Raw genomic sequence first — 25,154 nt, forward strand, 5'->3', positions numbered from 1 at the left:
TCTAGATGCTAGTGGAGAAGCTGTGAAGTGCAAAAATTCCTAAACTTACGTGTCTTGCATCGAAATTAAATTCAGGGAAGATTCATGGCAAAAAATAATGTAATTTTTATCCATCCGGATGGTACCAGTCCTTCTCATTTTGCTGCAGGACGTTTTGTCAAAGAAGGGCCAGATGGACGCCTTAACTGGGATAAGATGACTGAGGCTGGAGTCTATCTGGGACATATCAAAGACCGTCTTGTTTCTACTTCGAATGCAGGAGCGGTAGTTCATGCTTATGGAACAAAACCTTTTGCTGGTTCCTATGGTTTGGATGAAAATGGTAATCCGGTAGAGTCACTTTCTTTTAAGTCGGGAGCGGCTGATGAAAGTGGTTTGACCATTATGGAAGAAGCGATCGCTGCAGGTAAAGCAACTGCTGTAATTAACTCTGGGTTTATCGCCGAACCAGGTACTGGGGTATTTCTCGCCGATGCAGAAAGTCGCAATGATGTGGCGGAAATTACGGCTGAAATTGTTGAGTCGGGAGTAAATATTATTCTCGGTGGTGGGGAAATCCATTATTTACCGGAAGGAACTGTTGGACAGTTTGGTGAAGAGGGTATCCGTACCGACGGACGCAATTTAATTGAGGAAGCCAAAGAGTTAGGTTATACAGTCGTCTTTACTCGGGAAGAACTGCAAAATTTACCCCAAGGTACTAGTAAAGTATTGGGTATTTTTGCAGCAGAAGATACCTATAATGACACCACTGAAGAAGCAAACGCAGCCCAGGGACTAGAAAACTACGGTCAACCAGGAAACGAAAATCCCCCTACAGTAGGGGAAATGTTAGAAGCTGCTTTACCGATTCTGGATCAAGATCCAGATGGTTTTTATGTAGTTTTGGAAGAAGAAGGTAGCGATAATTTCCCTAACAATAATAATGCTCGGGGTGCGATCGAAGCAGTTTTACGGGCGGATGAGGCTATTGGTGTTGCTCAAGATTTCATTGATAAGACAGATCCTAATACTTTATTAATTACTGCAGCTGATAGCGATGCGGGTGGTTTGGAAGTTGATGATACCGAACCCGATCTAGTCGGAACTGTGGGAGTTAACCCCACCCAAGATGACCGCAGCGACGCCATTGAAGTACCCCGCGACGGTCAAAGTGGTCGTAACACCGAGCCTTTTGTTTCTGCATCCAACGCTTTTGGGAAAGAATTACCTTTTGGTGTGAGTTATGTCGGTACCCCTGATTTTGCAGGTAGTATTGTCGCAAAAACCTACGGTTTAAATTCTGAAGAGTTACCCAGTACTTTGGATAACACCGATATTTACCGATTGATGTACCAAACTTTATTTGAGGAGGAATTACCCCAAGCAGTTCCAGCACCGTTACCCGAAAGAGCGCCGGAAGCAACTAAAGATACTGGAAATGTAATTTTTATCCATCCAGACGGAACCAGTCCTTCCCATTATGCTGCTGGACGCTTTGCTAAGGAAGGTCCAGACGGACGTTTAAATTGGGATAAGATGTCTGATGCTGGGGTATATCTGGGACATATTAAAGATAGATTAGTTTCTACTTCTAATGCAGGAGCAGTAGTTCACGCTTTTGGTGTCAAACCTCAAGCAAACTCCTATGGCTTGGATGAAGAAGGTAACCCCGTGACTTCCCTTTCCGGGAAAGAGGGAAAGACCATCATGGAGGAAGCTATAGACGCAGGAAAAGCGGTTGCAGTCATCAACTCTGGTTTTATTGCTGAACCTGGTACTGGTGTCTTTTTATCCGATACAGAAGACCGCAGTAATGTTGCTGAAATTACTGAAGAAATTCTTTTTTCTGGTGCTAATGTCATCCTCGGTGGTGGAGAAATTCATTATTTACCAGAAGGAACTGTTGGAAAGTTTGGTGAAGAAGGTATTCGCACCGATGGACGTAACTTAATTGAAGAAGCAAAAGAATTAGGTTATACAGTTGTCTTTACTCGGGAAGAATTGCAAAGTCTACCCAAGGGTAGTAGTAAAGTTTTAGGTATTTTCGCAGCGGAAGATACTTACAACGATACTACCGAAGAAGCCAATGCTGCTGAGGGACTTGATAACTACGGTCAACCTGGAAACGAAAATCCGCCCACAGTAGCAGAAATGCTGGAGGTTGCTTTACCAATAGTTTCTCAAGATAAAGATGGCTTCTTTGTAGTTTTGGAAGAAGAAGGTAGTGATAATTTCCCCAATAATAATAACGCTAGAGGGACAATAGAGGCAGTTTTGCGGGCGGATGAAGCTATTGGTGTAGCAATGGACTACATCGAGAAAAATGACCCCAATACTTTGTTGTTAACCGCAGCTGATAGCGATGGAGGTGGTTTAGAGGTAGATGATACCGACCCCGAAAAAGTTGGAACTATCTCAGTTAACCCTACCGAAGCAGACCGCAGCGATGCAATTGAAGTACCCCTCGACGGTCAAAATGGTCGTAATACTGAACCTTTTATTTCTGCACCCAATGCAGAGGGTGAAGAATTCCCATTTGGCGTTGGTTATACCGGTACCCCCGATGTTGCAGGTAGTATCGTCACAAAAGCCCACGGTTTAAACGCAGATTTACTGCCTTCCACAGCCGATAATACAGATATGTATCGGTTAATGTACCGGACTTTGTTTGGAGTTGCTCCAGAAGAAGTAGCTCAGGGAGATGGGGGTAATTTAGTTGGGGGTACTCCTGGAGACGATTTAGTAATTCCCGGACTCAAAGGCGAATTTGATGGTAAAGACGATACATTATTTACTGGTGCGGGTAATGACGAAGTAGATCTCCAAGCAGGTAACTCAGCAAATATTGGTAATAATCGTATCGATTTGGGTAGTGGAGACGATATCATTTCTGTGAGTAAAGGCGATCGGGTCTTTGGTGGTGCAGGAAACGACGTTTTCGATGCAACCGATGCAATGGGTGGTAACCGGATGTCCGGTGGGAAAGGTGATGATATCTTCTTTCTGGGTAAAAAAGACCGCGCTTTAGGTGGTAACGATCTAGATAAATTCTTTGTTCAATCCGGTGGTGATAATCTCATCGCTGGTGGTGAAGGTGCAGACCAATTTTGGATCGTCAGTGGTGAATTACCCAAAGATGCAAATACAGTTCTCGATTTTGAAGTTGGAACTGATGTAATTGGTATCTTAGGTAGTGAAAGTTTGGGAATATCTACAGACACCTTAGAACTTAAAGAGATTGATGGTAATACCGATATCTTCTTTAATAACCAGAAGCTAGCAGAAATTAACGGCGTCACTGGCTTGAGTGATAGCAGTTTTGTTTTTGCTTAATTACTGGTAATTGGTAATGGGTAATGGGTTTTTCTCATTACTCATCACCGGAGCCAGTAGCAGTAAGGTAGATGTGTTAAAAATAAACAAATAAAAAGTATTGCAAAGCATTTTACCGGCTTTGTTCTTGTAAATAAGGTACGCTGCTACGTACCATATGGGCTTCATCTGAAGCTAACCAAGCCACATAATCGCCAATTTCATCTGCGGTAATCCATTCCGGTTTTGCTTCTTTTGTTGCGCGGGTGTTTACCAAGCTATTAATCATTACTTCGTTAATACGAACTCCGCTATCTTTCATTTCTTCCATTAGTACCTTCGCCATCATTAGTTGTCCTGCTGCTGGAATTGCCACTAAACTGTAGTTGGGAATGGTATTCTCGGCAGCAGAGCCACCCAAGAAAGTGTAACTACTACTTTTAGTTTTAGTTAGTACGGGTAAAAAAGTACGAGCGCAGACGAAATGGGTAGTTAAATTTGTCAATATATATTTCTCCCAATCCTCCATCGATACCTGGATCATGGGAACCCCATCTTTCCAAGTTCCACCAATGGAAGCAACCACAGCATCGAGACGATCTGACTTTTGGAGGATTTGATCGCGAAGCTTTTCGGCGCTATCAATATCTCCCAAACTCCCAACGATGGGAATAAATTTATTGTCTGTTATTTCTCCTAAGCGATCGCGTAATGCATCGAGTTTTTCTTGCTTGCGAGAGGTCGTAATTACTGTTGCACCTGCTTTAAGAAAAGAACGCACAATTCCTTCACCTACATTACCAGCACCACCGGCAATAAACGCAATTTTTCCTTCTAGTTTTACCATCTTGTTTTCCTTTAAAATCAAGTATTAAACAATTCCACCATTCGCTCGAATACTTTGTCCTGTAATCCAGTGAGCATCATCCGATACCAACATTGCAACAGCATTTGCTACATCTTCAGGTTCACCCAAACGATTCAACGGTGTTTGAGCAATCAGTTGATTCACTTGTTCTTCACCTAAAACCAAACCATCGGTATCTGTAACCCCTGGTGAAACAGTATTAACTGTAATACCCCTTTCTCCTAACTCTTTCGCCAAACAAGCACTAAACTGTTCAATTGCAGATTTACATCCGGAATATGCTCCGCCTGCAGGAATCGGCATTACCGTGCCACTAGTAGAAATACTGACAATACGTCCCCCATCTGCCATATGTTTTGCGGCTTCCTGAAGGGCAAAATATACTCCCCGCGTAATATCAAACATACTGTCGTATTCTTCTAGCGTCATTTTCGCCGTAGGTTGGAAGATGTTTTTACTGGCTGCATTATTAACTAAAATGTCAATTTTGCCAAAGTGTTCCAATGTTTGCTCGAATAAACCACGCACGCTATCAATTTCTTTAACATTGACTTGAAGTGCTATCGCATTACTACCATTCGCTTTAATTTTTTCTACAACCTCTTGCGCTTTATCCTGACTATTGTGATAAGTAACAACAACCGTTGCACCGTCACGCCCTAGTCTCTGGGCTATAGCGCGACCAATTCCACGAGATGAGCCTGTGATAATTGCAACTTTGCTTGCAAGTGATCTCATAATTTTTCCTCTATTTGAAATCTAATATTTGCAATCTAATATCTGAAATCTAATACTTGAAATCTGAATTACTGCCCCCTTCTGACTTTATATTTCTGACTTCGGTGAATTAAGACTGTCCTGCTGTGCTCCCAATTAATCGACAAATTTGCTTTCTGGATGTCCATAACACAGCACCTAGTACCAGCAGCAAAACCCCGGCTAAAGCATAGGTAGCAGTCAATCCAACCCCCTGACTTATAGGTTGAGACACAATCGGGGAAAGAAATTGTCCGAGGAAGAAGAAAGTTGTTAACCCCCCTAATACTCGTCCCCGTAACTCGTCAGATACTTCTGTAGATGTCCATACGTTCAAATTCGGCATCAACAAACCCAGCCCTAATCCAGTGGGAATTAATACCAGTAGTATTAGCCAGTAAGTACTCACTAAACCAATACCGACATAACCCAAACCCATCAGACCAAAGGCGATCGCCAAAATGCTGATGAAATTGAATTTTTGCTTAACTCTACCGTAATTCATCGAAGCGATCGCGCTAAACAAAGTCGCAAAAGCGATCGCTAAACCGCTTTGAGTCGCATCGGCGTTAGCTATCTGTCCCAAATAGAACGGCATTTGTACCGGAATTAGATAGAAGACAATCTGCATCAGTAGTGCCGAAGCATAAATCAACACTAATAGCTTTACAGGTAAGCCCGATGCAGTTGTTTCCCCGGCTTGATTCCCATTCGAAATACTTGTTTTATCCCGTTGCGGCTCAAACAAAAATAAAATCATCGTTGGTAACAACAACCACGACATTGAGTAAATCAAAAACGGTAAGCGCCAGTTGAGATCGGCAATGAATCCGCCTACAGAGAGAAATAGCACGCCACCTAAGCCCATAAAAGCAGCTTGCAGTCCCATGAAGTTAGCCCGTTTATCGCCAGTGTAGTAATCTGCAATTAGAGTTGTGGCACTAACCATGATACCTGCCACAGCTAGTCCCAACAGCGCCCGTCCACCCAAAATTGCAAATAGGGAATTAAGGAGAAAGCCTGAACCCCCTGCAAATCCGTACAAAACAGCAGAACCAATTAGTAGGGGTTTACGCCCAATACTATCTACCATTTGTCCTGCAATTGGCGAACCAATAACGATAAATAAAGCTGGGATAGTTAGTACGAGTCGAACCCAAAATTCAACGTTTGTGACATCGGAAAAGTGTTCTTGCATAGCAGGTAAGGACGGCGCAATAGTTGCACCAGACATAACTGTCAAGGTACTTGCCAGCAACAAAGTTAATTTAATCAGCCAAGAGTCAGGAGTTTGTCTAGGCATAAATAATAATAAAGCAATGCTTTACGTTTGATTGCCAAGTCTTGAAAAACAACTAATCAATTACCAACAGTATGTACAACTTGATAGAGATGAAACTCGTTTTCTGCCAGTTCTTTCCAGTATTCGCGCACCGATTCATATTTAGGTTCTTTGAGTAATAAGTCAAAGTTGTCAAGACTACGCCACTGTCCGTAATTAATTGTGCGAGTACCGTCAAGGGAGCGATGAAATGTAGCAGAAAGTAAGTCTGGATGCTCCATGGCAATCGTAACGTTTTCTTGCTCTAACTCTACTAAGCGTGCTTGATTTTCTGGCTGCATTCTGAATTCAGCAATGTGGGTAAGTCCACCCTTAGAAATGCTAGGAATACCAACTTTTGATTCAGAGATCGCAATTTCATAAATATGACTATCAGGGCGATTAAATTCTGAAAGTTTAGTTCTTCCCGATTGCAGATTTGGATTTTCAAGAAACCCTTCGTAATCTTTTATGCTCTGCCATTGAGCGTAATTAACTACTTTTTCACCATCCATACTTTTGTGCAAGCTAGCAGAGACAAAGCCGGCTTGTTTCTCGACATCTGGCAAAAAATCTATAATGATATCGATTAAGTTTTGCTGTCGTTCGGGTTCGACAGAAAAGATAACTATAGGGGTAATAACACTGTTATTTTTGTTAATTCTAGGCATTTTGGCTACTTCGTTATCTCCCTGTTTTAATTAAAGCATTCCACCATTCGCATAAATGGTTTGTCCTGTAATCCAACGAGCATCATCGCTAGCAAGAAATGCCACCACGTCTGCAATATCTTCTGGTTGTCCAATTCGGTTCAAGGGGGTTTGCTGCAAAACCATTTCGCGGATATCATTTAGCATCATGTCAGTATCAGTTGCACCCGGAGAAACCGAATTGACCGTAATTTTACGCTCTCCGAGTTCTTTTGCAGCAACGCGAGAAAACTGTTCGACAGCAGCTTTACTTGCTGCGTAAACCGACTGTCCTGGCGAACTCAAAAGAGTCGATGTGGTTGCGATATTAATAATGCGTCCTTGATTTTGTATTCGTCGCGCCCCTTCTTGGAGTGCCAAAAATGTCCCACGAACATTAATCGAAACGACCTTATCAAAGTCTTCTAAGGTAGTCTCTACAATCGGTTTGCTAACGATAGCTCCGGCATTATTAACCAAAATATTGAGTGCACCCAAATGTTTTTCAGCATCATCAAACAGGTGTTTGACTTCACCTGGCTGGCTAATATCTGCCTTAATCGCTATTGCCTTACCGCCATTGGATTCAATAGCCTTAACCACACTCTCAGCCTTTTCTTTGCTATGGGCGTAGTTAACTACAACTGCTGCACCATCACTAGCAAGTCGTTCGGCGATCGCCCTACCAATTCCTTTTGATGCTCCTGTAATAATTGCAACTTGTCCTGTAAGTTTATCTGTCATCTTTCAAAAAATCCTTGTCTTAATATTTTGACTATTGACTATTGACTATTGACTATTCCTAGGGATAGAGACAAGCATGTAGAGCTAGGGCTTTCCATTGCTTTTCATTGTTAACGACCCTGATGCGCGTTTATGAAGCTTGGCTGTCTTAGCAAGTGCGATTGAGTTACTTCGTAATTTACTAGGTTCGATGTCATCTGGAAATAACATTAACCCGGCTTGGTGATCGATCAGTAAAAATACTGAGTCTTTAGAATTAAGCATCCGGCTGAAATCTTGACTCATAATCGTTTTTCTTTCCTCTTTTTAGAATTATTTGGCAATATTAGCTTTGCGATACGCAATTCGGCGTATCGCTCCGAATGCAATGCAACCTACGTTCCTTACTTCAAACGCTCTTTTATATCGGGATACATTCCTTTTGCATACATTAAGTTATTGGTTACAAAGCCGAGTGCTGAAATATGTTCGCCAACAACCTGCATTGATGGTTCGTCTTCAGGGTTATTGTGGTCGCGCAGTAGTTCGCCCCAGATACCAACCCAGTTTGTGACAATTACGCCGGCTTGACTCATGCGAATCATGGCTGCTTGAGTAGTGAGTAAATCCCAATTACCCGAAGCATCTATCACTGCATAAACGTCGTAACCAGCAGCAACAGCACTCATTGCAGGGAAAGCGAGACAAACATCAGTGGTACATCCAGCCATAATTAATTTCTTACGACCGTGTTTTTGAATCTCCTCTCGAAAATTAGGATCGTCATAGGCATTTACGTGGTGACGGTCAACAATGGGAACATCAGGAAACATTTCAACTAATTCGCGAATCAGTGGACCTCCTGCATTCTTTCCACCGTGACCTCCCTGGGTCAAAATTATAGGTAAATTAAAGACTTTACCAATTTTTGCGAGTGCCAAAATATTTGAGTAAAGAGTTTCTGTTGGAATATCCCGACAAGCTGAAAGCAAACCGGTTTGATGGTCAATAAGTATAAGAGTTGCATTATCTTTAGTGAGGCGATCTTCGTCTCGATAAATTCTAGGGTATCTTTGAGTATTAGGGTTTGACATTTATCTATTTAAATTTCCATCCAATTTAATTTTCAACCGCAAAGAACTCTTGACTGTACCTCCCTGGTATAGCTAATTTGTAATATAGTTAGGTCCTAAGAAGGTTGATAAAGGATTTGCTAAGGTCTGATTTTACTAGATGGCGATCGCCTAGCACGTGAGTATGACATAAGTCGTAGCTGAGCACGCACCAAGGTGAAAGCTGTTCATCTCGCAAAAATGTTTTTGATATCTTGAGGATAGCTTATTGCCAATCTATAAAACTCACGCAAATTCTCCAAAAAATTGAGAAAGCTTTAAGGGGTCCAAAAATATTCAAATCCAAAAATATTCAAATCCAAAAATATTCAAATCCAAAAATCTTATATTTCTAGCTCCAATTTGCGTAAATTCCAATTCAGTTTTATGCAACAATAACGTTACATTACATTTTTTAGATTATCCGGTTGGTATATTCGTGTCTATCAAGTTATTGTCCTCTTCTGTATGCAATTACTTTCTTTGATATACTGCCAAGGTGTAACCCCGATTGCTCGCTTAAAGTGTTTGCCAAAATGACTCTGATTAGCAAAACCTGTTGCGATCGCTACTTGAGAAATTGATAAACCACTATTGAGCAGATTTTTAGCGCGAGCGATTCTGATCTGAATTTGATACGCGTGAGGGGGAATTCCAACTTGTTTACGAAATGCGCGATTGAGATAAAAACGACTGAAATTAGTAATATCTGCCAGTTGTTGAAGTGATACATTTTGGGCAAAGTTATCATTTAAATAATCTCGAACTTGTTGAACCAGTTGAGACTCATCTCCAATCGCTTTTAGTTTTGGACAATGTTTTGCATATCGTAAAATTATTGTCTCTAAGAGTTTTAGTAAAATTGATTCTTGTTTGAGAACAGATTCTTTTGAATTTTCTATCAGTTGATGAAAAGAAAAAATAAGTTGATTTAAATCTCTATCGGTGACTATCGGAGTTGAGAAAAACGGCAATCCTTGGGAATGTCCAATAATTTCTGTTGCTAAATCTTGCACAAAAGTTGCATTGATGCGTAGTCCATTAAAGGTACAATTTACAGGAGTTTCTGAGAAAGCCTTATGCACTTCTCCTGGTTGAGTTAAAGTAAAACTCCCCGGAGGCACTGTATATTGAGTACCTCGATAATAAAATTGCCAAGAACTATTATGCATGATGGTCATCTCAAGTTCTTCATGCAAATGAGAGGGAAGATTTAAAGATGGAGACTTGCGGTAAGCAATTTCGATATTTTCAATATGCTGAGGTCGCCAAACTCGTCGTTGTTGACAGGCTCCATCTATATCCATACTTATCCTCAATTAAATCTAATAAGAAATATTTTTATACGAGCGATTTTTCTTAAGTTAGATTTATTTACACAAATATCAGTTATATCTGAATTAAAAATTTAATATTTTTGATAATGTTTTGCATATCTTAAAATTATGATATGGCAATAAGCATGTAGATTAAAATCCCCTTTCTTCAAAGGGACTAGAAAATTTCCAAGCGAGGAAATGTAGTCTTATGTATGTATCTTCTCCATAGATTTCTATATGAGTTTAAACGGAATTTGAATTACAAACTCGGTTCCCTGACCTGGGGTTGAATAACAGTCAATTTTACCGCTGTGTTGCTCGGTAATGATTTGATGACTAATAGATAAACCTAATCCAGTACCTTTACCCATCGGTTTAGTAGTGAGAAAAGGCTCGAAAATTTTAGAAATTATTTTTTCAGGAATTCCATTTCCATTATCAGCGATGCTAATTTTAACCCATTTATTATGCAATTGCTCGGTGCTAATAACTATCTGGGGTTTACGACTTATATTTCCATGGGATTCTTCCACAGCATCAATTGCATTTGCCAAAATATTCATAAATACTTGGTTCAATTTACTCGGATAACACTCTACTAAAGGTATTTCCCCATAGTTTCTAATTACCTCAACGGCAGGATGATCGGGTCGAGCTTTAAGGCGATATTGTAGAATCATTAGAGTGCTTTCGATTCCCCCGTGCAAATCTACAGGTTTTTGTTCTGCTTCATCTAATCGCGAGAAATTACGTAAGGAAAGAACTATTTGTCGGATGCGATCGCTACCCATTTTCATCGAAGCGAGCATCTTTTCTAAATCTTCTTCCAAAAAATCTAACTCCAAATCCTCAGTATAATCTTGAATCTCTTCCGGAGGTTCGGGATAATACTGTTGATAAAGTTTCACTAAATCTAGTAAACCCAGGGTATATTCCTGAACGTGAACAAGGTTTCCATGGATGAAATTCACTGGGTTATTAATTTCATGGGCTACTCCAGCAACCAGTTGACCGAGGGAAGACATTTTTTCACTTTGTACCAGCTGAATTTGAGCACGTTTAAGGTTATCTAAGGCTCGAGTTAACTCCGTGGTGCGTTGAGAAACCATACCTTCCAAAGCTTTTACATTTCGTAACTGCAGGTGAATTCGGATGCGTGCTAGTACTTCTTCGTGCTGAATTGGTTTCGTAATATAGTCAACAGCACCAACATTCAATCCCTTGACCTTATCCACAGAATCAGAGAGAGCAGTCATAAAAATAACTGGGATATCGGAAGTCATGGGATTTTCATTCAGCCGTCTACAAGTTTCAAATCCATCTATTCCAGGCATCATTACATCTAGTAGAATCAGTTGGGGAATATAGGATTGTAGCCGTTCCAAAGCTGCTTCTCCATTTTTAGCGATCGCAACCCGGTATCCCTGCTGACTCAATAAATCAAATAGTACTTGTAGGTTTGTACTAGTATCGTCAACAACTAAAATAGTAGTCTCTTGACTTGCAACCTCTGGACGAGTTGTATTCATTAACATTTGCATAACCTCCTAAACTAACGGTTTAACTATATTGAGAATGGCTTCATCATCAAAGTTCTGACTGAGCTCTAATAATTTATTTGCAAAGGGAATATACTGAGAGTCGATTTGTTTGAGGCGATAGGCTTCGTGGCGCACGTCTGCAATAAAACCGTCTTTAGCTGCTTCATACAGAATTTTCAAAGATTCCGACGGTGGTTTCAGGATCGCGTTTAAGAATTTGAGTGTAGCCTAATATCCCGTTGAGGGGGGTTCTCAATTCGTGATTCATATTGGCAAGAAACTCACTTTTGGTAGAACAACAGAAAATCCAAGGAATTTCGTCGAGATTTTCACGATGAAACCTCCTTATTTTCTTGCTGTAATCGAACTCGCATTTGTTTAATTGGTTCATAATCAGAGTCAATGACCAAGGTGTATCCAGCAGCCTGAGTTTCAACAATATCTTCAATTCCGTTAGGGATTGTCAGAAAAGCTTCTTTGATCGATTCAATTAACTCCGGTGGTAAACTCCGGGACACCAGTAATGGAGAATGGGGAACAGGAGAAGATTGCCATAACACCCTTGAGTTCTCCGGAGTGAGTTTACCCAGATTTTGGCGTTTCATGTAAGAAGGAATATTAGTCGCAATTGCATCCACTACACCGTTTTCCAAAAGTGCTTCAGTCTTAGCATGGGTTCCACCAAATATTACTCGAGTAAAGTCTCTTCGGGGATATATTTCCAATTCCTTAAGTGCTGCACTGGGCATTAAATAACCAGAAGTTGAAGATGGACTCACAAAAGCAACGCGCTTACCACCTTTGAGGTCTTGGAGGGTTTTAATCCGACTGTTTGCCCGTACAATTATGCAAGAGCGATACCAAGGACGATTAGTAAATTTATCTATGGGAGCAACTATAGGTTTTACATTAGCTCCCCGTTCTAGGGCTTCCAGGTAAGATACAGCCCCGGTATATGCAGCATTTGCTCGACCGTCTACCAGCATATCTACATTATCTTTGTAACTACTGGCAATTAAAAACTCTACTTTTTGTCTGAGAACTTTTTCCAGATGTCGTTTTAAAGGTTTAATCATCCGTTCTTGTTCGACTCTACTTTGTGTCGGACTAATTCGCAAAGTAGCAATTTTTTTTAAGCCAATTGAGGTATTTGCTGTCGACGATTTATCTTTCTGTACTAATCCACAACCCCCCAATAGAAAAATAGACATCGCAGCGATTGTCAATGTTCTTATCCTTAAAAGATAGGGGTGATTTTGTCGGGGAAATGGTTGAGGAAGGTTCATAAGATTTACCTACCATGGGGCTTTTGAATCAATAGTCAGACGGCACAGTATTTACTATGAATCATGAGGAATAGTTCCCATGCATAAGTAAAATACTTATAACTATATGTATGATTCCCAATCGTATACAGTAGCGAACATTATTAAGAATTATGTTAATAGATGATCGTTTAGAAATCCTTTATTGAACTGGAATAGAATCGTTATTATTTTTGTTAATTAGTTAACTTTTATGGTTTTTACTTACAATATTGGATAACTTTTTGCCAAAAATAAATATATTATTAGAAACATATACAATTAATAAAAAACTTACTTGTTCACAGTTTGAAACTATGGATTTAAAATTATTAGTTTATATTTTTTAATGGTATGTACAAGTCCTAAAATAAGTAATTATTACTTAAAGTCAAATACTTAATATTATTAATTAAATATTATTAATATCATAAATAGTAAACAAGTATCTTCATCAAGATATTTTGATTGCTAAAAAAACAAGGATAGAAATAACTATGCATCAAAGAGGTGCAAATTTTAACGTTCAAAATAGACAGTTATTTGATATCACAAGCTACAATGATAATAAATCTAATAACTTACGAGTAGATTATCCTTCAACTGGTCAAAATCTGATAACGAAGCCAAATTGGAAGGTTAATGGTTTAAAAGTTAATAATTTAAAAAGTTATGAAAATCCTTTTTGTCATCACAACGAAAATAACTTAGAAGATAAATCCAACAATAGCTTTGACGATTTAGTTATATTTGGTGACAGTTATTCAGACACTGGAAATGCATTTCATCTATCAAATAATACATTTCCTCCAAGTCCACCATATTTTGAAGGACGTTTGTCAAATGGTCCAATCTGGGTTGACAAAATAGCTTCTGAATTATCTTTGCAAGAAAGTGATATTCAAAACTTTGCTTTTGCAGGTGCAACAAGTGGTCGTGAAGTTTTTGTTCCTGAAGGTACTAATATTATTGCAGAAGAACCAGGCTTCACTTCAGAATTACCGGGACTACTCGATCAAGTTGACCAGTTTGCTGATGGGATTGGTCAAGATGGTGCTGACCCCAATGACATATACTTTGTTTGGATGAATGGTAATGATTTTCAACTTTTAAATTCGAATTTAAGTTCAAGTTCAAATTCAAGTTCAAATTTAAATTCAAATTCAAATCTAACTTCAAATAATGTTTCAGAAATTCAAGTAGCAATCGCACAATATGTGAGTAATATTTCCACAGCAGTCACACGATTAGCGAATTTGGGTGCAGAAAAAATTGCGATACCAAACATATCTAATTTGGGTTTATTACCAAAAGCGATTGAAAGTGGCGCTTCCTTACAAGGAACTCTCACAACACTTGCGATAAATTATGCTTTGGCTGACACCATTGATAATTTAGAAAGCAATTTAGGACTAGATATCATTGAAATTGATGTATTTGGATTTACCCAAGCGATCGTATCTTCTCCCCAGGAATTTGGTTTCTCGAACATTTCCGACCCTTTAATTGAAGAGACTAACCCAGAAAACCCAGATGAATTTCTTTTTTGGGATGGAGTTCATTTTACTACCCAAGCTCAAAAATTATTTGCAGATCTGTTTAAAGATGCAATTACTACTTCCTCAACTAATACTTCTTTAAAATCTGAAACTTTCTCTCAGAGTAATTATGTATTTAGTGATGAGCATATAAATCAAGTTTCCGATGTTGAATTGGAGGTGGAACCCGGATGTAATAATATACCGGGTAGCAGTATGTCAAGCGTTTTTACAGGTATTTTTGATGTTAATGAATTGGGCGATCGCAACGCGCGAAGCGAACACAAAATGCCAGGCTTTGACTATGCGCGGGGCTTTCGCACTAATATTTTCCTGGAAAATCAAAAGTTTTCAATTGATAGACCAACTCTAGTTGCGTAATTCCTGTTAAGGTAACTTAATACTTTCTCGAATGTTACCTTCTACATTACCAACACCTTGATTGAAATTACGATCTTGAGGACGAACTATCATCGGTAACCCATATTTAGGTTTAATGGAAATTACACCAGCACGGTCGACTTTTTGGCTATTGATATATTCCCATCGAAAACGTTGCAGTAACATGGCTAGAATAATTTTAATTTCTATTTTGGCAAAAGCTGCACCCAAACAGAGACGCGGTCCCGAACTAAAGGGATTATATTCATAAATGGAAGGATTGATTGTTTCCCATCGCTCCGGTTTAAATGCTTCAGGATCTTCATAAAGTTCCGGCATATGATGGGTGTGGTAGATACTTACAAGTACTTCAGTCCCTTTGGGAAGCTCATAACCTCCTAGTTCAGTAGCTTCAGAAGTAACCCTACCATTCCAAGGAACAGAGGTTAAGACTCGCATACTCTCTTTAATAACTCGATCTAGTAACGGAAGTTGTTCTAATTGTTCAATTGTGGGCGATTCTCCATGAAGCACGCTATCAAGTTCATTAACCAAATCATAAGTTACTTGAGGATGTTGTGATAAAAAAAACATTGTCCAAGTCAGGGTGTTTGCAGTAGTTTCATGACCTGCAAGAAAAATCACTCCTGTATGGGCAATTAATTCGTCTTCACTTAATGAATGACCACTCTCTTCATAACGAGCTTGGATCAGCATAGATAATACATCGTTATCATCAGCCCCTTTGGCTTTTTTGTCAGCGATAATTTTTTTGATTTTTGTTTCATACTCAGCGAGGAGATCGAGATAACGATGGAAGATTAGCCCAGGGATGTCAAAAGGGAATAACTTAATTGATGAGGATCTTTGGCAGTTGAGAATCTCTTGAAGCACTTCTCCTGCAGTACTATCTACAGTATTTATATCCTCGCCAAATAAAGTTTTAGTTGCTATTCGCAGGGTTAATCTTTGCATCAATTGACTAATTTCACAAACTTGATTTATTGAAAGTTGGTCAATTTCAAATTGGGTCATAGCAACCATATCATCACGATATGATTCAACTTTATTTTTGTGGAAAGCAGGCATCATTAATTTACGTTGTTGCAGATGCGCTTCCTCATTAACGCCGAACAATCCGACCCCAAAATTAGTTAAAGGTTGGGTTCTTTTTGATTTATCTTTTTGACGATACAGGGTTCCTGATAAAGGGCTTTTATAGTAAATATGATGTTGATTAGTAACTTGACGAATAATATCTGGACCGTGAGCTAAAACTGTCCCCGGACAACCAGTATCCGGTGAGTAAATATTCGTACCTCCTGATGCAGCTAAAGAAACTACATTTCCATAGGTTTTAAACAGTTGATTACTATAAGCAATACAATCTTTGCCAAAATTAATTACATTAAGGGTGCGACCAATCAAGGGTAAAGCGTCTGGTCCGGGAATTGTCCACTTAGGTTTTTTAGTTGATACGATCATTTTGGGTATATATGCTATCGACTTGGTTAAAAGTCTAGCAATTAGCAGTCAAAATTAAGTTTTAATCGTATATTTTCTTAAAGACTACGTTTTCCCCGTTTGACAATGTAATGGGTTTCTTTGGTGTTAGACTCATATAACCAACAGTTTGTTAGATTCAATACCCAATCAGGCTTTGACTTGGCTGCATCATTGAGCCAATTTGCTACTGAGTTCTGAACATATCTTGCAGAATCTGACTTCAAAGGTTCCAACAATGGTAAACCTAACTCTGGTGATTCTTTCAACTTGGGTATATGACTGCACCAGACACCACGGGGACGGGTAGATTCTGTGGCGAATCGGCGGATATTTTCGCGATTGCTGGCTGTCCAAGGGATAAGTACTTGAATACTTTGTTCGATATTATCTGCAATATGTTCGCGCATTAGTAACCATACAGTTTCCCGAGTGCTAGAATTAGGGTCGTCAGCAAGGGGTTTTATTCGGTTGAGTCGTTCTTCAGTGGAAAGATTAGGAATCAAAGCAACAACCCCAGAAGCCCAACCGCGAACGTTATCAGAAGTATGAGCTAAAAGCGTATCAATAATCGATGCTCCAAAACACTCATAGATCAGTTTGGGTGCAAGTCGAGTTCTGTTCATCCAACCAAGCTCAGATGCAGCTTTCATTTGTGCGATTGCAGTGTCGTTAATACCTGGTAGAGCATAATTCATCAATTTTGCAAAATCGAGCGCCAGACATTCGGTGAGATTGACAGTTTCAATTTCTCCACGATTTATTTGCTCAAGAATATCAGGGGGAATATCAATTATTCGACGTGCACCTTTACGTTTTACTTCCATATTTCCTGTGTTGACTGTTATCGCACTACTTACCCTCAAGAACCATCGGCTGTTTCATGCAGATATTATGCTCGTGTTCTATCAACCATTGTTTGCGCTCAACACCACCACCATATCCTGTCAATTTACCATTAGCTCCAATTACCCGATGACAGGGAACAATAATAGATATTGGGTTTCTTCCATTGGCTAAACCTACAGCACGAGATGCATTAGGTCGTCCAATTTGGTCAGCTAGCTCCCCGTAAGATATGGTTTTACCGTAGGGGATATTTCTAAGAGATTCCCAAACTATTTCCTGAAAGACAGTACCTTCCATCTTTAAAGGTAAATCAAACTCGGTTAAAGTTCCTGCAAAATATGCTGTCAGTTGTTCTTTCGTTTCGGGAAAAGGTGCAATAGAGTCATCTTCTAACCAATTTTCTTGGGGGATGAGATGATGTTTCTCAGACATCATATAAAGTCCTGTTAGCGATCGCCCATCGGAGACGAGTCGCAGTGATTGAATTGGACTTTCATAAAAGGTAAAGTAAATCATTTGCCTTTTGATATTATTCGGTTACTTAACCGCTGCAATTAAGGATGTTACGCCAATTATTTTGAGTGTTTAGATTACCAGACCGAGCAATCAATTCAAAATTTCTGTGTTTATCGATTACCAAATTAGTAGCTTCGATAATTGGTTCGGGAAAATTATTTTTTATTTGAATATTTGTTTTTTGAGTACGACCAACAATATTAATATCGCGCAGATCTTCCCATACATTCACCTGTGAAATTATATCTTCAGGATTTGTAGGAAAACCACCTTTACCTATAATCGTAAAACTATTTCCTTGATTTGCACTACATCCCCTAGCAATTTGTTGAGTGCGATCAACTATATCGGAAGGTAATGCTGTCAAACTTGAACTGGGATCACAGCGAAGGAAGAGGGAAGAAGGTTTTATGTTTGGTAAAGATGCAATAGTCAGGATTCCCAACCAGCAACAAGGATGAAAATATTGCTTTTGGGGCGGGAGGACAAACATAACGTGGAGGCTGTATTAGTCGACTTTTATATACAGTGCCCATAAGTAGCAAATAACACTTAAGCCTGCAGTCGTATTTTGATTTCAAGGGAAAGATAATTGCAAGATAAACGGGAAAGAAAGTCCTGTAGTTTTTGCATCAGTTAAGATAACAATTTACTCCTAAAACTAAAATTTATCTCGGAAAACTCCCAGAAGTTTTTTTACTATTGCGGATAAAAGGCTATGAAAAATGAAGAATAAAGAATATGAAATGGGAAATAGGGGGCAAAATATTGATAAAAATTAAAGCTATTAGGATGTATATACTTGCTTTTGCTATATTTTTAGCTGTTATAACACAGGCAAACTATGCAAATTTTGAAAAAACTTTAGTTGAACTAACCTCTAAAAATTATTTTTATACATCATCAAATTTAAATTCTGAGGTTTCAACTTCTCAAAACAAAGAGTTACCTTACCATGTAACAGTACCTTCCCAACTTGATGATATGTCTTCAATAACACCTTTGAATTATCCATCTACTCGTAAAGAAGACCAAATTGATAACTACCACGGTACCGAAATTGCAGATCCCTACCGTTGGCTTGAAGATCCAGATTCAGAAGAAACTAAAGCTTGGGTAGAAGCCCAAAATCAAGTTACATTTGAATATCTAAATGGAATCCCAGCACGGGATAGGATTAAGCAGCGTTTAACCGCACTGTGGGACTATGAAAAATATGGCGTCCCTTTTAAAGAGGGAAATCGCTATTTTTACTTTAAGAATAACGGACTGCAAAATCAAAGCGTTCTTTACACCCTCAAGAATCTTGATGACGAACCCCAAGTTTTACTCGATCCCAACAAACTTTCAGAAGATGGGACTGTTGCGCTTTCTGGGTTATCAATTAGTGATGATGGTAAATTTTTAGCATACGGTATATCCAGTTCTGGTTCTGATTGGCAAGAATGGAAAGTCCGCGATATTGAAACAGTTCAAGATTTATCGGATCGCTTGCAATGGATTAAATTTTCCGGTGCATCCTGGACTCCTGACAGCAAAGGTTTCTTCTACAGCCGTTATGATGAACCGAATCAAAAAACTAAATTAGAAGATGTTAACTATTATCAAAAACTTTATTACCATCGCTTAGGAACTCCACAATCAGAAGATGTATTAATTTATCAGCGTCCGGACCAAAAGGAATGGGGCTTTAGTGGTGGAGTCAGCGATGATGGAAAATATCTAATTATTTCAGTTTGGTTGGGAACCGATCCCAAAAACCTACTTTTTTATAAGGATTTAACCGATCCAAATAGTGAAGTCATAGAACTTATTAGCGAATTTCATGCTAATTACAGTTTTATTGATAATAGCGATCGCATCTTTTATTTGCGTACAGATTTAAATGCACCACGGGGAAGAATTATTGCAATTGATACTGAAAATCCTGGAGATCGAAATCAATGGCGAGAAATAATCCCTCAAACAGATGAAACTCTGGAAGACGCTGGAATTATTAACCATTGGTTTGTTGTTGATTATCTCAAAGATGCTCGCAGTCAAGTTAAGATTTTCGATTTGCAAGGTAAGTTTATTCGGGAAGTAGAACTTCCAGGAATTGGTTCGGTCGGTGGTTTTAATGGAAAACCTGAAGATAGGTCAACTTTCTATAGTTTTACTAGTTTTACTACACCCGGAACTGTTTACCGCTACGACATGGTAACTGGGAAAAGCAGTTTATTTCGTCAGCCAAAGGTAGATTTCAATCCTGATAATTATGAAACGAAACAAGTTTTTTATCAGAGCAAAGATGGAACTCAAGTTCCAATGTTTATTACCTATAAGAAAGGTATTACATTAGATGGCAATAATCCTACCTTACTTTATGCCTACGGTGGCTTCAATATTTCCATTACCCCTACTTTTTCCGTCAGTAACTTAGTGTGGATGGAAATGGGAGGAGTATACGCAGTCGCCAATTTACGGGGTGGTGGTGAATACGGTGAAGAATGGCATCAAGCAGGAATGAAGTTGAAAAAACAAAATGTATTTGATGACTTTTTTGCTGCTGCTGAATGGCTAATCACGAATAAATATACAAAATCTGAGAAATTAGCGATCGCTGGTGGTAGTAATGGTGGTTTGCTAGTAGGTGCTTCCATAACTCAACGTCCAGATTTATTTGGTGCAGCTTTACCAGCAGTTGGGGTGATGGATATGTTGCGCTTCCATAAATTTACTATCGGTTGGGCGTGGATTTCAGAGTACGGTTCCCCGGAAAACCCTGAGGAATTCAAAGTATTATATAGCTACTCGCCACTACATAACCTCAAAGCTGGTACCTCTTATCCTCCAACCTTAATTACTACTGCTGATCATGATGACCGGGTGGTTCCAGCACACAGCTTTAAATTTGCAGCAGCTTTACAAGCAGCACATACTGGGAATGCACCAGTATTAATTAGAATTGAGACCAAAGCCGGACATGGTGCAGGTAAACCAACGGCTAAAATTATTGCAGAAGCCGCAGATAAGTGGGGTTTCCTAGTAAAAAATTTGGATATACAAGTTAATTAAGGGTTTAGTTTACCCACTCAAAATTGGAAAATAATTAATCTGTAGGATACATTTGGGGTGATTTTCAAGATATTTTCACTGAGAATTAAAAACTAAAAACTCTTGAAACATCGCCCCTATAATTTTTCTTCCCAATTATGAAGCTGATTTTTGATAATTATGATTTTTGATAATCAATAGTATAACCTTCACGTTAAATTTTCTTATATATTGTTATCTCAAAATAATTAGGGAGAAGTATTTATTTGTAGAGCAATAAAAAACACTTTTACAAATATAATTGAGTGTACTTTTGTCAACTCCATAGTCAAATATATTACAAAATAATTTCATCATTTATTAACATAAAAAAACTGCCAAACTGGCAACATCATTTTTTTACGATCAGTTAATGTATGCATTAATGTATTTAATGGGCTTAATCAGAGGTGTAAGCAACTACCAAAATGCAACTAGGTTTGAATTTGTTTGAGGTGCAAATTTAGTAGGTAAATAGGCTAAATATAAGTGATTTCCTATTTTTCTTTTCTAAATTATTTAGTTTACTTGAAGATAATTAATTGAGTAAATTAATTTATGCTCATTGCCTCAACGTTCTCTCCAATTTGACGAACGCTCTTCTTTTGTGGTTAGCATAAGCAATCTTAGTTATTGCGTCTCCCTTTTTGGGGCCCACATTGGCTGAAAACGTTCTGTTTAGCGCAAATCTGACTCCTTTCAAGCTCTAATGGTGATGAGTAAGGATAGTCCGAGATTGATAACCTCGATGACTGGAGCGATTAAACCCTAAACTCCTAACTAGTGTTAATCCTTACTCCTGACTTTTTTATTTTTGGTAATTGGTAATTGGTAATTGGTAATTGGTAATTGGTAATTGGTAATTGGTAATTGGTAATTGGTAATTGGTAATTGGTAATTGGTAATTGGTAATTGGTAATTGGTAATTGGTAATTGGTAATTGGTAATTGGTAATTGGTAATTGGTAATTGGTAATTGGTAATTGGTAATTGGTAATTGGTAATTGGTAATTGGTAATTGGTAATTGGTAATTGGTAATTGGTAATTGGTAATTGGTAATTGGTAATTGGTAATTGGTAATTGGTAATTGGTAATTGGTAATTGGTAATTGGTAATTGGTAATTGGTAATTGGTAATTGGTAATTGGTAATTGGTAATTGGTAATTGGTAATTGGTAATTGGTAATTGGTAATTGGTAATTGGTAATTGGTAATTGGTAATTGGTAATTGGTAATTGGTAATTGGTAATTGGTAATTGGTAATTGGTAATTGGTAATTGGTAATTGGTAATTGGTAATTGGTAATTGGTAATTGGTAATTGGTAATTGGTAATTGGTAATTGGTAATTGGTAATTGGTAATTGGTAATTGGTAATTGGTAATTGGTAATTGGTAATTGGTAATTGGTAATTGGTAATTGGTAATTGGTAATTGGTAATTGGTAATTGGTAATTGGTAATTGGTAATTGGTAATTGGTAATTGGTAATTGGTAATTGGTAATTGGTAATTGGTAATTGGTAATTGGTAATTGGTAATTGGTAATTGGTAATTGGTAATTGGTAATTGGTAATTGGTAATTGGTAATTGGTAATTGGTAATTGGTAATTGGTAATAATTTGCTTTTCAATAGTTAACCATCAATTGGTAAATCTTGATGGGTAAATTTTTTGGCGTTTGCACCGGTGTATGTGGCACAGATATGAGAATCACCACGCATTTGATATTTATAGGTTATCAAACCCTCTAAACCAACAGGACCCCTTGGAGGCATTTGTTGAGTACTAATTCCTACTTCTGCACCAAAACCATAACGGAAACCATCGGCAAAACGGGTAGAACAATTATGATAAACTCCGGCTGCATTTACTAAAGCAAGAAAAGTATCTGCTACTTCCTTATTTTCAGTGACGACCGCATCAGTATGTTTGGAACCATAATCATTAATGTGAGCGATCGCATCTTCTAAAGTATCAACAATTCTAATGGATAATATTAGGTCGCTGTATTCTGTTTCCCAATCTTCTTCTGTTGCTGTTTCAATATTAGAAAAACTACTTGACAAAATATCACGAGTAAGTTTATCTCCTCTTAATTCCACATTTAATTCTTGCAAAATTGTTGCAACTTTTGGTAAAAATTGTGGAGCTATGGAACGATGAACTAATAAAGTTTCAATCGCGTTACAAGCTGCAGGATAGTGAGTTTTAGAATCAACAGTAATAGTTACAGCTTTATCAATATCTGCAGTTGCATCTACATATAAATGACAAATCCCATCAGCATGACCTAAAACAGGTATGCGGGTATTTTCTTGGACAAAGCGTACAAAAGAGTTGGAACCCCGAGGAATTATTAAATCTACGTATCGATCCAACTTCAATAATTCCAAGGTTTCTTCCCTGGTAGTTAAAAGTTGCACCGCATCGGGATTAACAGCAGTTTGTGATAATCCTTTTTTGACTGCTTTGACTATTGCTTCGCAAGAATTAATCGCTTCTTTTCCACCTTTAAGAATTACACCGTTACCTGATTTGATGGCTAAAGATGCAATTTGGATCGCCGCTTCCGGACGGGCTTCAAAAATTACCCCCAAAACTCCCAAGGGACAAGTTACCCGCTTAAAAACTAAGCCAGTATCAATTTCTCGGTGAATTTGTACCGCACCAACTGGATCTGCAAGTTTACCAACATTCCTAACTCCAGTAATCGTATCTCTTAATTTATGTTCGTCTAACTGTAAACGTTTATAAAGTGGCTTAGCAATCCCTGCTTTAGTTGCGGCTTCACAATCAGCAATATTTGCAGATAAAATCTCATCTTTGGCAGATTCTAAAGCACTAGCGATAGCCTCTATGGCTTGGTTTTTCTGTTCTGTTGACAAAACAGCTAATTTCATAGCCGCTAGTCTTGTTTGTTTAGCAACGTTTATTAAATCGATGGAGTTTTGATGTGAAACAATCATAACAATGAATCGGAGCGCAATCTTATACTATCTTAGCGATTGGGGTGTATCGCAGATGCAAAAAACGTGGGCGTTCGAAGTGTAATATATACAGATTGAACATATTAACTCACTTCCTTCGTTCACAGAATCTAACAGAGACACTTGGGAAAAAAGAAAAACCCCTTCGCGACATTACTCTTTCCCATTACCCATTACCAATTACCAATTACCAACCCAGATATGCTACCTGTTAAAAATAAGCGACCTACTCCTAAACACAAATCATGTCAGAGTCCCGACCTCAAAGTATTGATTTTAATCCAAATTTTATTCTTTCAGAAGATTTACTCCAAACTTCTCGCCTGCAAATGCGGGTATTTACAGAAAATCCCATTGATGGAGTAACATGGCATGCAGGTTACTCCGACCCTTATCTTGTAATCAACTTTAGAGCACAATTACAGACTTTTGAAATGGAAGTAGATGGGAAAAACAGTGCGAGATATCTTGTAGTTCCAGGTAATTTCTCATTTGTGCAGCCCGGTTTTAAAATGAGTGGTTTTTATAAGGGTACCCAAATGTGTTATGCGTCCATTACATTCCCATCTGAGCGATTAAACCCCCGATTTGCAGATGGTAAACCAAAAATTGGACTTTCCGATCCAGTCATACGAACTTTAGCGGAAGCCCTATATATTCAACGTCATCGAAACGATCCGGATGCAATTCTTTATCGAGAAAGTATCACTGAAACATTAATTCAACATTTACAACTAATTCATTTTCAGTCCGATTCCTTAGGCGATATAAAACCACCTAGCCTCGATTATCTTGAAAGTTATGTTCGGGAACGTCTAGATTGTAAACTTACGGTTTCTCAACTTGCAACCATTGTGGGAACAAGCCCTCAAACTCTACAACGTCTTGTGAATAAGCAATTTGGTCAGTCTGTATACGAATGGGTGACAACATTACGGTTGGAGCGATCGCTAGATCTTCTGAGTCATAGTCAAATGGATTTAGCTGCGATCGCAATGGAAAGTGGTTTTGCAAATCAATCTCATTGGACTCGTTTGTTTCGGCGCAAATTTGGAATAACTCCAGGTAAGCTTCGTAGTTAGCTTGGTGCGATTGTGCAAAATCTTCAATCGATCATGATATATCTTGCAGTAAATACTCTGATATGTTCAATGTTTAGTAATTAAAATCTTAAAAAATTATTAAAAAGCAGAAAATAATTTCCCGTTCACAAATCAAACTATTGGAAACTGCTTGCTATGAATACTAATCGCAATCTATTTGGAAAGCTCGGTCTTGTTTTAGAAGCACTTAAGCCCAATACCCGTGAATGAAATGCTCAAGCTGCCTTTGGAACAATAATTTCTAAATCTTTTTTCAAATCTCTAATTTCCGATTTATGA

At 38.4% G+C, this 25,154-nt stretch carries 20 protein-coding genes and 1 pseudogene; 4 read left to right on the forward strand and 17 right to left on the reverse strand.

Going from position 1 to position 25,154, the window contains the following annotated elements; translation table 11 throughout:
* Positions 1 to 84 precede the first annotated feature (84 nt).
* A complete protein-coding gene (locus tag BC008_RS22750; RefSeq protein ID WP_027842923.1) occupies positions 85 to 3,315 on the forward strand; it encodes an alkaline phosphatase in 3,231 nt (1,076 codons plus the stop codon).
* 112 nt (positions 3,316 to 3,427) lie between these two features.
* Here BC008_RS22750 and BC008_RS22755 read toward each other — a convergent pair whose 3' ends face one another.
* The 11 genes and pseudogenes from BC008_RS22755 to BC008_RS22800 all read right to left on the reverse strand — a co-directional run bounded on the left by BC008_RS22755 (position 3,428) and on the right by BC008_RS22800 (position 12,909).
* The gene (locus BC008_RS22755; protein WP_027842924.1) at positions 3,428 to 4,141 is read right to left on the reverse strand and encodes an SDR family NAD(P)-dependent oxidoreductase; all 714 of its coding nucleotides are present in this window, start codon (positions 4,139 to 4,141) and stop codon (positions 3,428 to 3,430) included.
* A gap of 24 nt (positions 4,142 to 4,165) precedes the next feature.
* The gene (locus tag BC008_RS22760) at positions 4,166 to 4,900 is read right to left on the reverse strand and encodes a glucose 1-dehydrogenase (RefSeq protein WP_027842925.1); all 735 of its coding nucleotides are present in this window, start codon (positions 4,898 to 4,900) and stop codon (positions 4,166 to 4,168) included.
* Between the two features lie 109 nt (positions 4,901 to 5,009).
* The gene (locus BC008_RS22765) at positions 5,010 to 6,221 is read right to left on the reverse strand and encodes an MFS transporter (RefSeq protein WP_058183860.1); all 1,212 of its coding nucleotides are present in this window, start codon (positions 6,219 to 6,221) and stop codon (positions 5,010 to 5,012) included.
* 56 nt (positions 6,222 to 6,277) lie between these two features.
* The gene (locus BC008_RS22770; RefSeq protein ID WP_027842926.1) at positions 6,278 to 6,910 is read right to left on the reverse strand and encodes an antibiotic biosynthesis monooxygenase family protein; all 633 of its coding nucleotides are present in this window, start codon (positions 6,908 to 6,910) and stop codon (positions 6,278 to 6,280) included.
* Positions 6,911 to 6,940: 30 nt separating this feature from the next.
* Entirely contained in the window at positions 6,941 to 7,672 is a 732-nt protein-coding gene (locus BC008_RS22775; RefSeq protein ID WP_027842927.1) for an SDR family oxidoreductase, read from the reverse strand.
* Positions 7,673 to 8,055: 383 nt separating this feature from the next.
* On the reverse strand, positions 8,056 to 8,745 hold the full coding sequence (locus tag BC008_RS22785; RefSeq protein ID WP_058183862.1) for an isochorismatase family protein: 690 nt from the start codon (positions 8,743 to 8,745) through the stop codon (positions 8,056 to 8,058).
* 464 nt (positions 8,746 to 9,209) lie between these two features.
* Positions 9,210 to 10,070 (reverse strand): AraC family transcriptional regulator, encoded by an 861-nt coding sequence (locus tag BC008_RS22790; protein ID WP_072207748.1) that lies wholly within the window; start codon positions 10,068 to 10,070, stop codon positions 9,210 to 9,212.
* A gap of 245 nt (positions 10,071 to 10,315) precedes the next feature.
* On the reverse strand, positions 10,316 to 11,617 hold the full coding sequence (locus BC008_RS22795) for a sensor histidine kinase (protein ID WP_235595911.1): 1,302 nt from the start codon (positions 11,615 to 11,617) through the stop codon (positions 10,316 to 10,318).
* A gap of 12 nt (positions 11,618 to 11,629) precedes the next feature.
* Positions 11,630 to 11,803 carry a hypothetical protein gene (locus BC008_RS52490; protein ID WP_161938145.1) on the reverse strand — a complete coding sequence of 58 codons (174 nt, stop codon included), beginning with the start codon at positions 11,801 to 11,803 and terminating at the stop codon, positions 11,630 to 11,632.
* Between the two features lie 13 nt (positions 11,804 to 11,816).
* Positions 11,817 to 11,915 (reverse strand): annotated as a pseudogene (locus BC008_RS52785) (histidine kinase dimerization/phospho-acceptor domain-containing protein); the annotation flags it as partial.
* A 37-nt stretch (positions 11,916 to 11,952) separates the two neighbouring features.
* Complete coding sequence (locus BC008_RS22800; protein WP_027842931.1) at positions 11,953 to 12,909, reverse strand: phosphate/phosphite/phosphonate ABC transporter substrate-binding protein; 957 nt, start codon at positions 12,907 to 12,909, stop codon at positions 11,953 to 11,955.
* Between the two features lie 515 nt (positions 12,910 to 13,424).
* Here BC008_RS22800 and BC008_RS22805 point away from each other — a divergent pair.
* Entirely contained in the window at positions 13,425 to 14,846 is a 1,422-nt protein-coding gene (locus BC008_RS22805; protein WP_058183863.1) for an SGNH/GDSL hydrolase family protein, read from the forward strand.
* Positions 14,847 to 14,852: 6 nt separating this feature from the next.
* Here BC008_RS22805 and BC008_RS22810 read toward each other — a convergent pair whose 3' ends face one another.
* The 4 genes from BC008_RS22810 to BC008_RS22825 all read right to left on the reverse strand — a co-directional run bounded on the left by BC008_RS22810 (position 14,853) and on the right by BC008_RS22825 (position 18,207).
* Positions 14,853 to 16,331: a cytochrome P450 gene (locus tag BC008_RS22810; RefSeq protein WP_027842933.1), complete on the reverse strand. Its 1,479-nt coding sequence runs from the start codon at positions 16,329 to 16,331 to the stop codon at positions 14,853 to 14,855.
* A gap of 77 nt (positions 16,332 to 16,408) precedes the next feature.
* Positions 16,409 to 17,176, reverse strand: a complete 768-nt coding sequence (locus BC008_RS22815; protein WP_027842934.1) for a DNA alkylation repair protein — start codon at positions 17,174 to 17,176, stop codon at positions 16,409 to 16,411.
* Positions 17,177 to 17,201: 25 nt separating this feature from the next.
* Positions 17,202 to 17,714 (reverse strand): methylated-DNA--[protein]-cysteine S-methyltransferase, encoded by a 513-nt coding sequence (locus tag BC008_RS22820; protein WP_027842935.1) that lies wholly within the window; start codon positions 17,712 to 17,714, stop codon positions 17,202 to 17,204.
* A 25-nt stretch (positions 17,715 to 17,739) separates the two neighbouring features.
* A complete protein-coding gene (locus BC008_RS22825) occupies positions 17,740 to 18,207 on the reverse strand; it encodes an S-layer family protein (protein WP_058183865.1) in 468 nt (155 codons plus the stop codon).
* 491 nt (positions 18,208 to 18,698) lie between these two features.
* On the opposite strand from BC008_RS22825, the gene BC008_RS22830 reads away from it, so the two are divergent.
* Positions 18,699 to 20,771, forward strand: a complete 2,073-nt coding sequence (locus BC008_RS22830; protein WP_036265241.1) for a prolyl oligopeptidase family serine peptidase — start codon at positions 18,699 to 18,701, stop codon at positions 20,769 to 20,771.
* 794 nt (positions 20,772 to 21,565) lie between these two features.
* Here BC008_RS22830 and BC008_RS50695 read toward each other — a convergent pair.
* Together BC008_RS50695 and BC008_RS22840 are read right to left on the reverse strand one after the other, a co-directional pair.
* Complete coding sequence (locus BC008_RS50695; protein WP_321170086.1) at positions 21,566 to 22,417, reverse strand: hypothetical protein; 852 nt, start codon at positions 22,415 to 22,417, stop codon at positions 21,566 to 21,568.
* Positions 22,418 to 22,419: 2 nt separating this feature from the next.
* Positions 22,420 to 23,751, reverse strand: a complete 1,332-nt coding sequence (locus tag BC008_RS22840) for a glutamate-5-semialdehyde dehydrogenase (RefSeq protein WP_027846841.1) — start codon at positions 23,749 to 23,751, stop codon at positions 22,420 to 22,422.
* Positions 23,752 to 24,017: 266 nt separating this feature from the next.
* Here BC008_RS22840 and BC008_RS22845 point away from each other — a divergent pair, with 266 nt between their 5' ends.
* Positions 24,018 to 24,854, forward strand: a complete 837-nt coding sequence (locus BC008_RS22845) for a helix-turn-helix domain-containing protein (protein ID WP_058183867.1) — start codon at positions 24,018 to 24,020, stop codon at positions 24,852 to 24,854.
* The last annotated feature ends 300 nt before the right edge of the window (positions 24,855 to 25,154 follow it).

Origin of the sequence: Mastigocoleus testarum BC008 (genome assembly GCF_001456025.1) — a bacterium.
GTDB lineage: Bacteria > Cyanobacteriota > Cyanobacteriia > Cyanobacteriales > Nostocaceae > Mastigocoleus > Mastigocoleus testarum.

Excerpts from the sequence above, each read along its gene's own strand:
- BC008_RS22750 (WP_027842923.1), top strand. The coding sequence starts at position 85 with ATGGCAAAAAATAATGTAATTTTTATCCATCCGGATGGTACCAGTCCT.
- BC008_RS22755 (WP_027842924.1), bottom strand. The coding sequence starts at position 4,141 with ATGGTAAAACTAGAAGGAAAAATTGCGTTTATTGCCGGTGGTGCTGGT.
- BC008_RS22760 (WP_027842925.1), bottom strand. The coding sequence starts at position 4,900 with ATGAGATCACTTGCAAGCAAAGTTGCAATTATCACAGGCTCATCTCGT.
- BC008_RS22765 (WP_058183860.1), bottom strand. The coding sequence starts at position 6,221 with ATGCCTAGACAAACTCCTGACTCTTGGCTGATTAAATTAACTTTGTTG.
- BC008_RS22770 (WP_027842926.1), bottom strand. The coding sequence starts at position 6,910 with ATGCCTAGAATTAACAAAAATAACAGTGTTATTACCCCTATAGTTATC.
- BC008_RS22775 (WP_027842927.1), bottom strand. The coding sequence starts at position 7,672 with ATGACAGATAAACTTACAGGACAAGTTGCAATTATTACAGGAGCATCA.
- BC008_RS22785 (WP_058183862.1), bottom strand. The coding sequence starts at position 8,745 with ATGTCAAACCCTAATACTCAAAGATACCCTAGAATTTATCGAGACGAA.
- BC008_RS22790 (WP_072207748.1), bottom strand. The coding sequence starts at position 10,070 with ATGGATATAGATGGAGCCTGTCAACAACGACGAGTTTGGCGACCTCAG.
- BC008_RS22795 (WP_235595911.1), bottom strand. The coding sequence starts at position 11,617 with ATGTTAATGAATACAACTCGTCCAGAGGTTGCAAGTCAAGAGACTACT.
- BC008_RS22800 (WP_027842931.1), bottom strand. The coding sequence starts at position 12,909 with ATGAACCTTCCTCAACCATTTCCCCGACAAAATCACCCCTATCTTTTA.
- BC008_RS22805 (WP_058183863.1), top strand. The coding sequence starts at position 13,425 with ATGCATCAAAGAGGTGCAAATTTTAACGTTCAAAATAGACAGTTATTT.
- BC008_RS22810 (WP_027842933.1), bottom strand. The coding sequence starts at position 16,331 with ATGATCGTATCAACTAAAAAACCTAAGTGGACAATTCCCGGACCAGAC.
- BC008_RS22815 (WP_027842934.1), bottom strand. The coding sequence starts at position 17,176 with ATGGAAGTAAAACGTAAAGGTGCACGTCGAATAATTGATATTCCCCCT.
- BC008_RS22820 (WP_027842935.1), bottom strand. The coding sequence starts at position 17,714 with ATGATTTACTTTACCTTTTATGAAAGTCCAATTCAATCACTGCGACTC.
- BC008_RS22825 (WP_058183865.1), bottom strand. The coding sequence starts at position 18,207 with ATGTTTGTCCTCCCGCCCCAAAAGCAATATTTTCATCCTTGTTGCTGG.
- BC008_RS22830 (WP_036265241.1), top strand. The coding sequence starts at position 18,699 with ATGTCTTCAATAACACCTTTGAATTATCCATCTACTCGTAAAGAAGAC.
- BC008_RS22840 (WP_027846841.1), bottom strand. The coding sequence starts at position 23,751 with ATGATTGTTTCACATCAAAACTCCATCGATTTAATAAACGTTGCTAAA.
- BC008_RS22845 (WP_058183867.1), top strand. The coding sequence starts at position 24,018 with ATGTCAGAGTCCCGACCTCAAAGTATTGATTTTAATCCAAATTTTATT.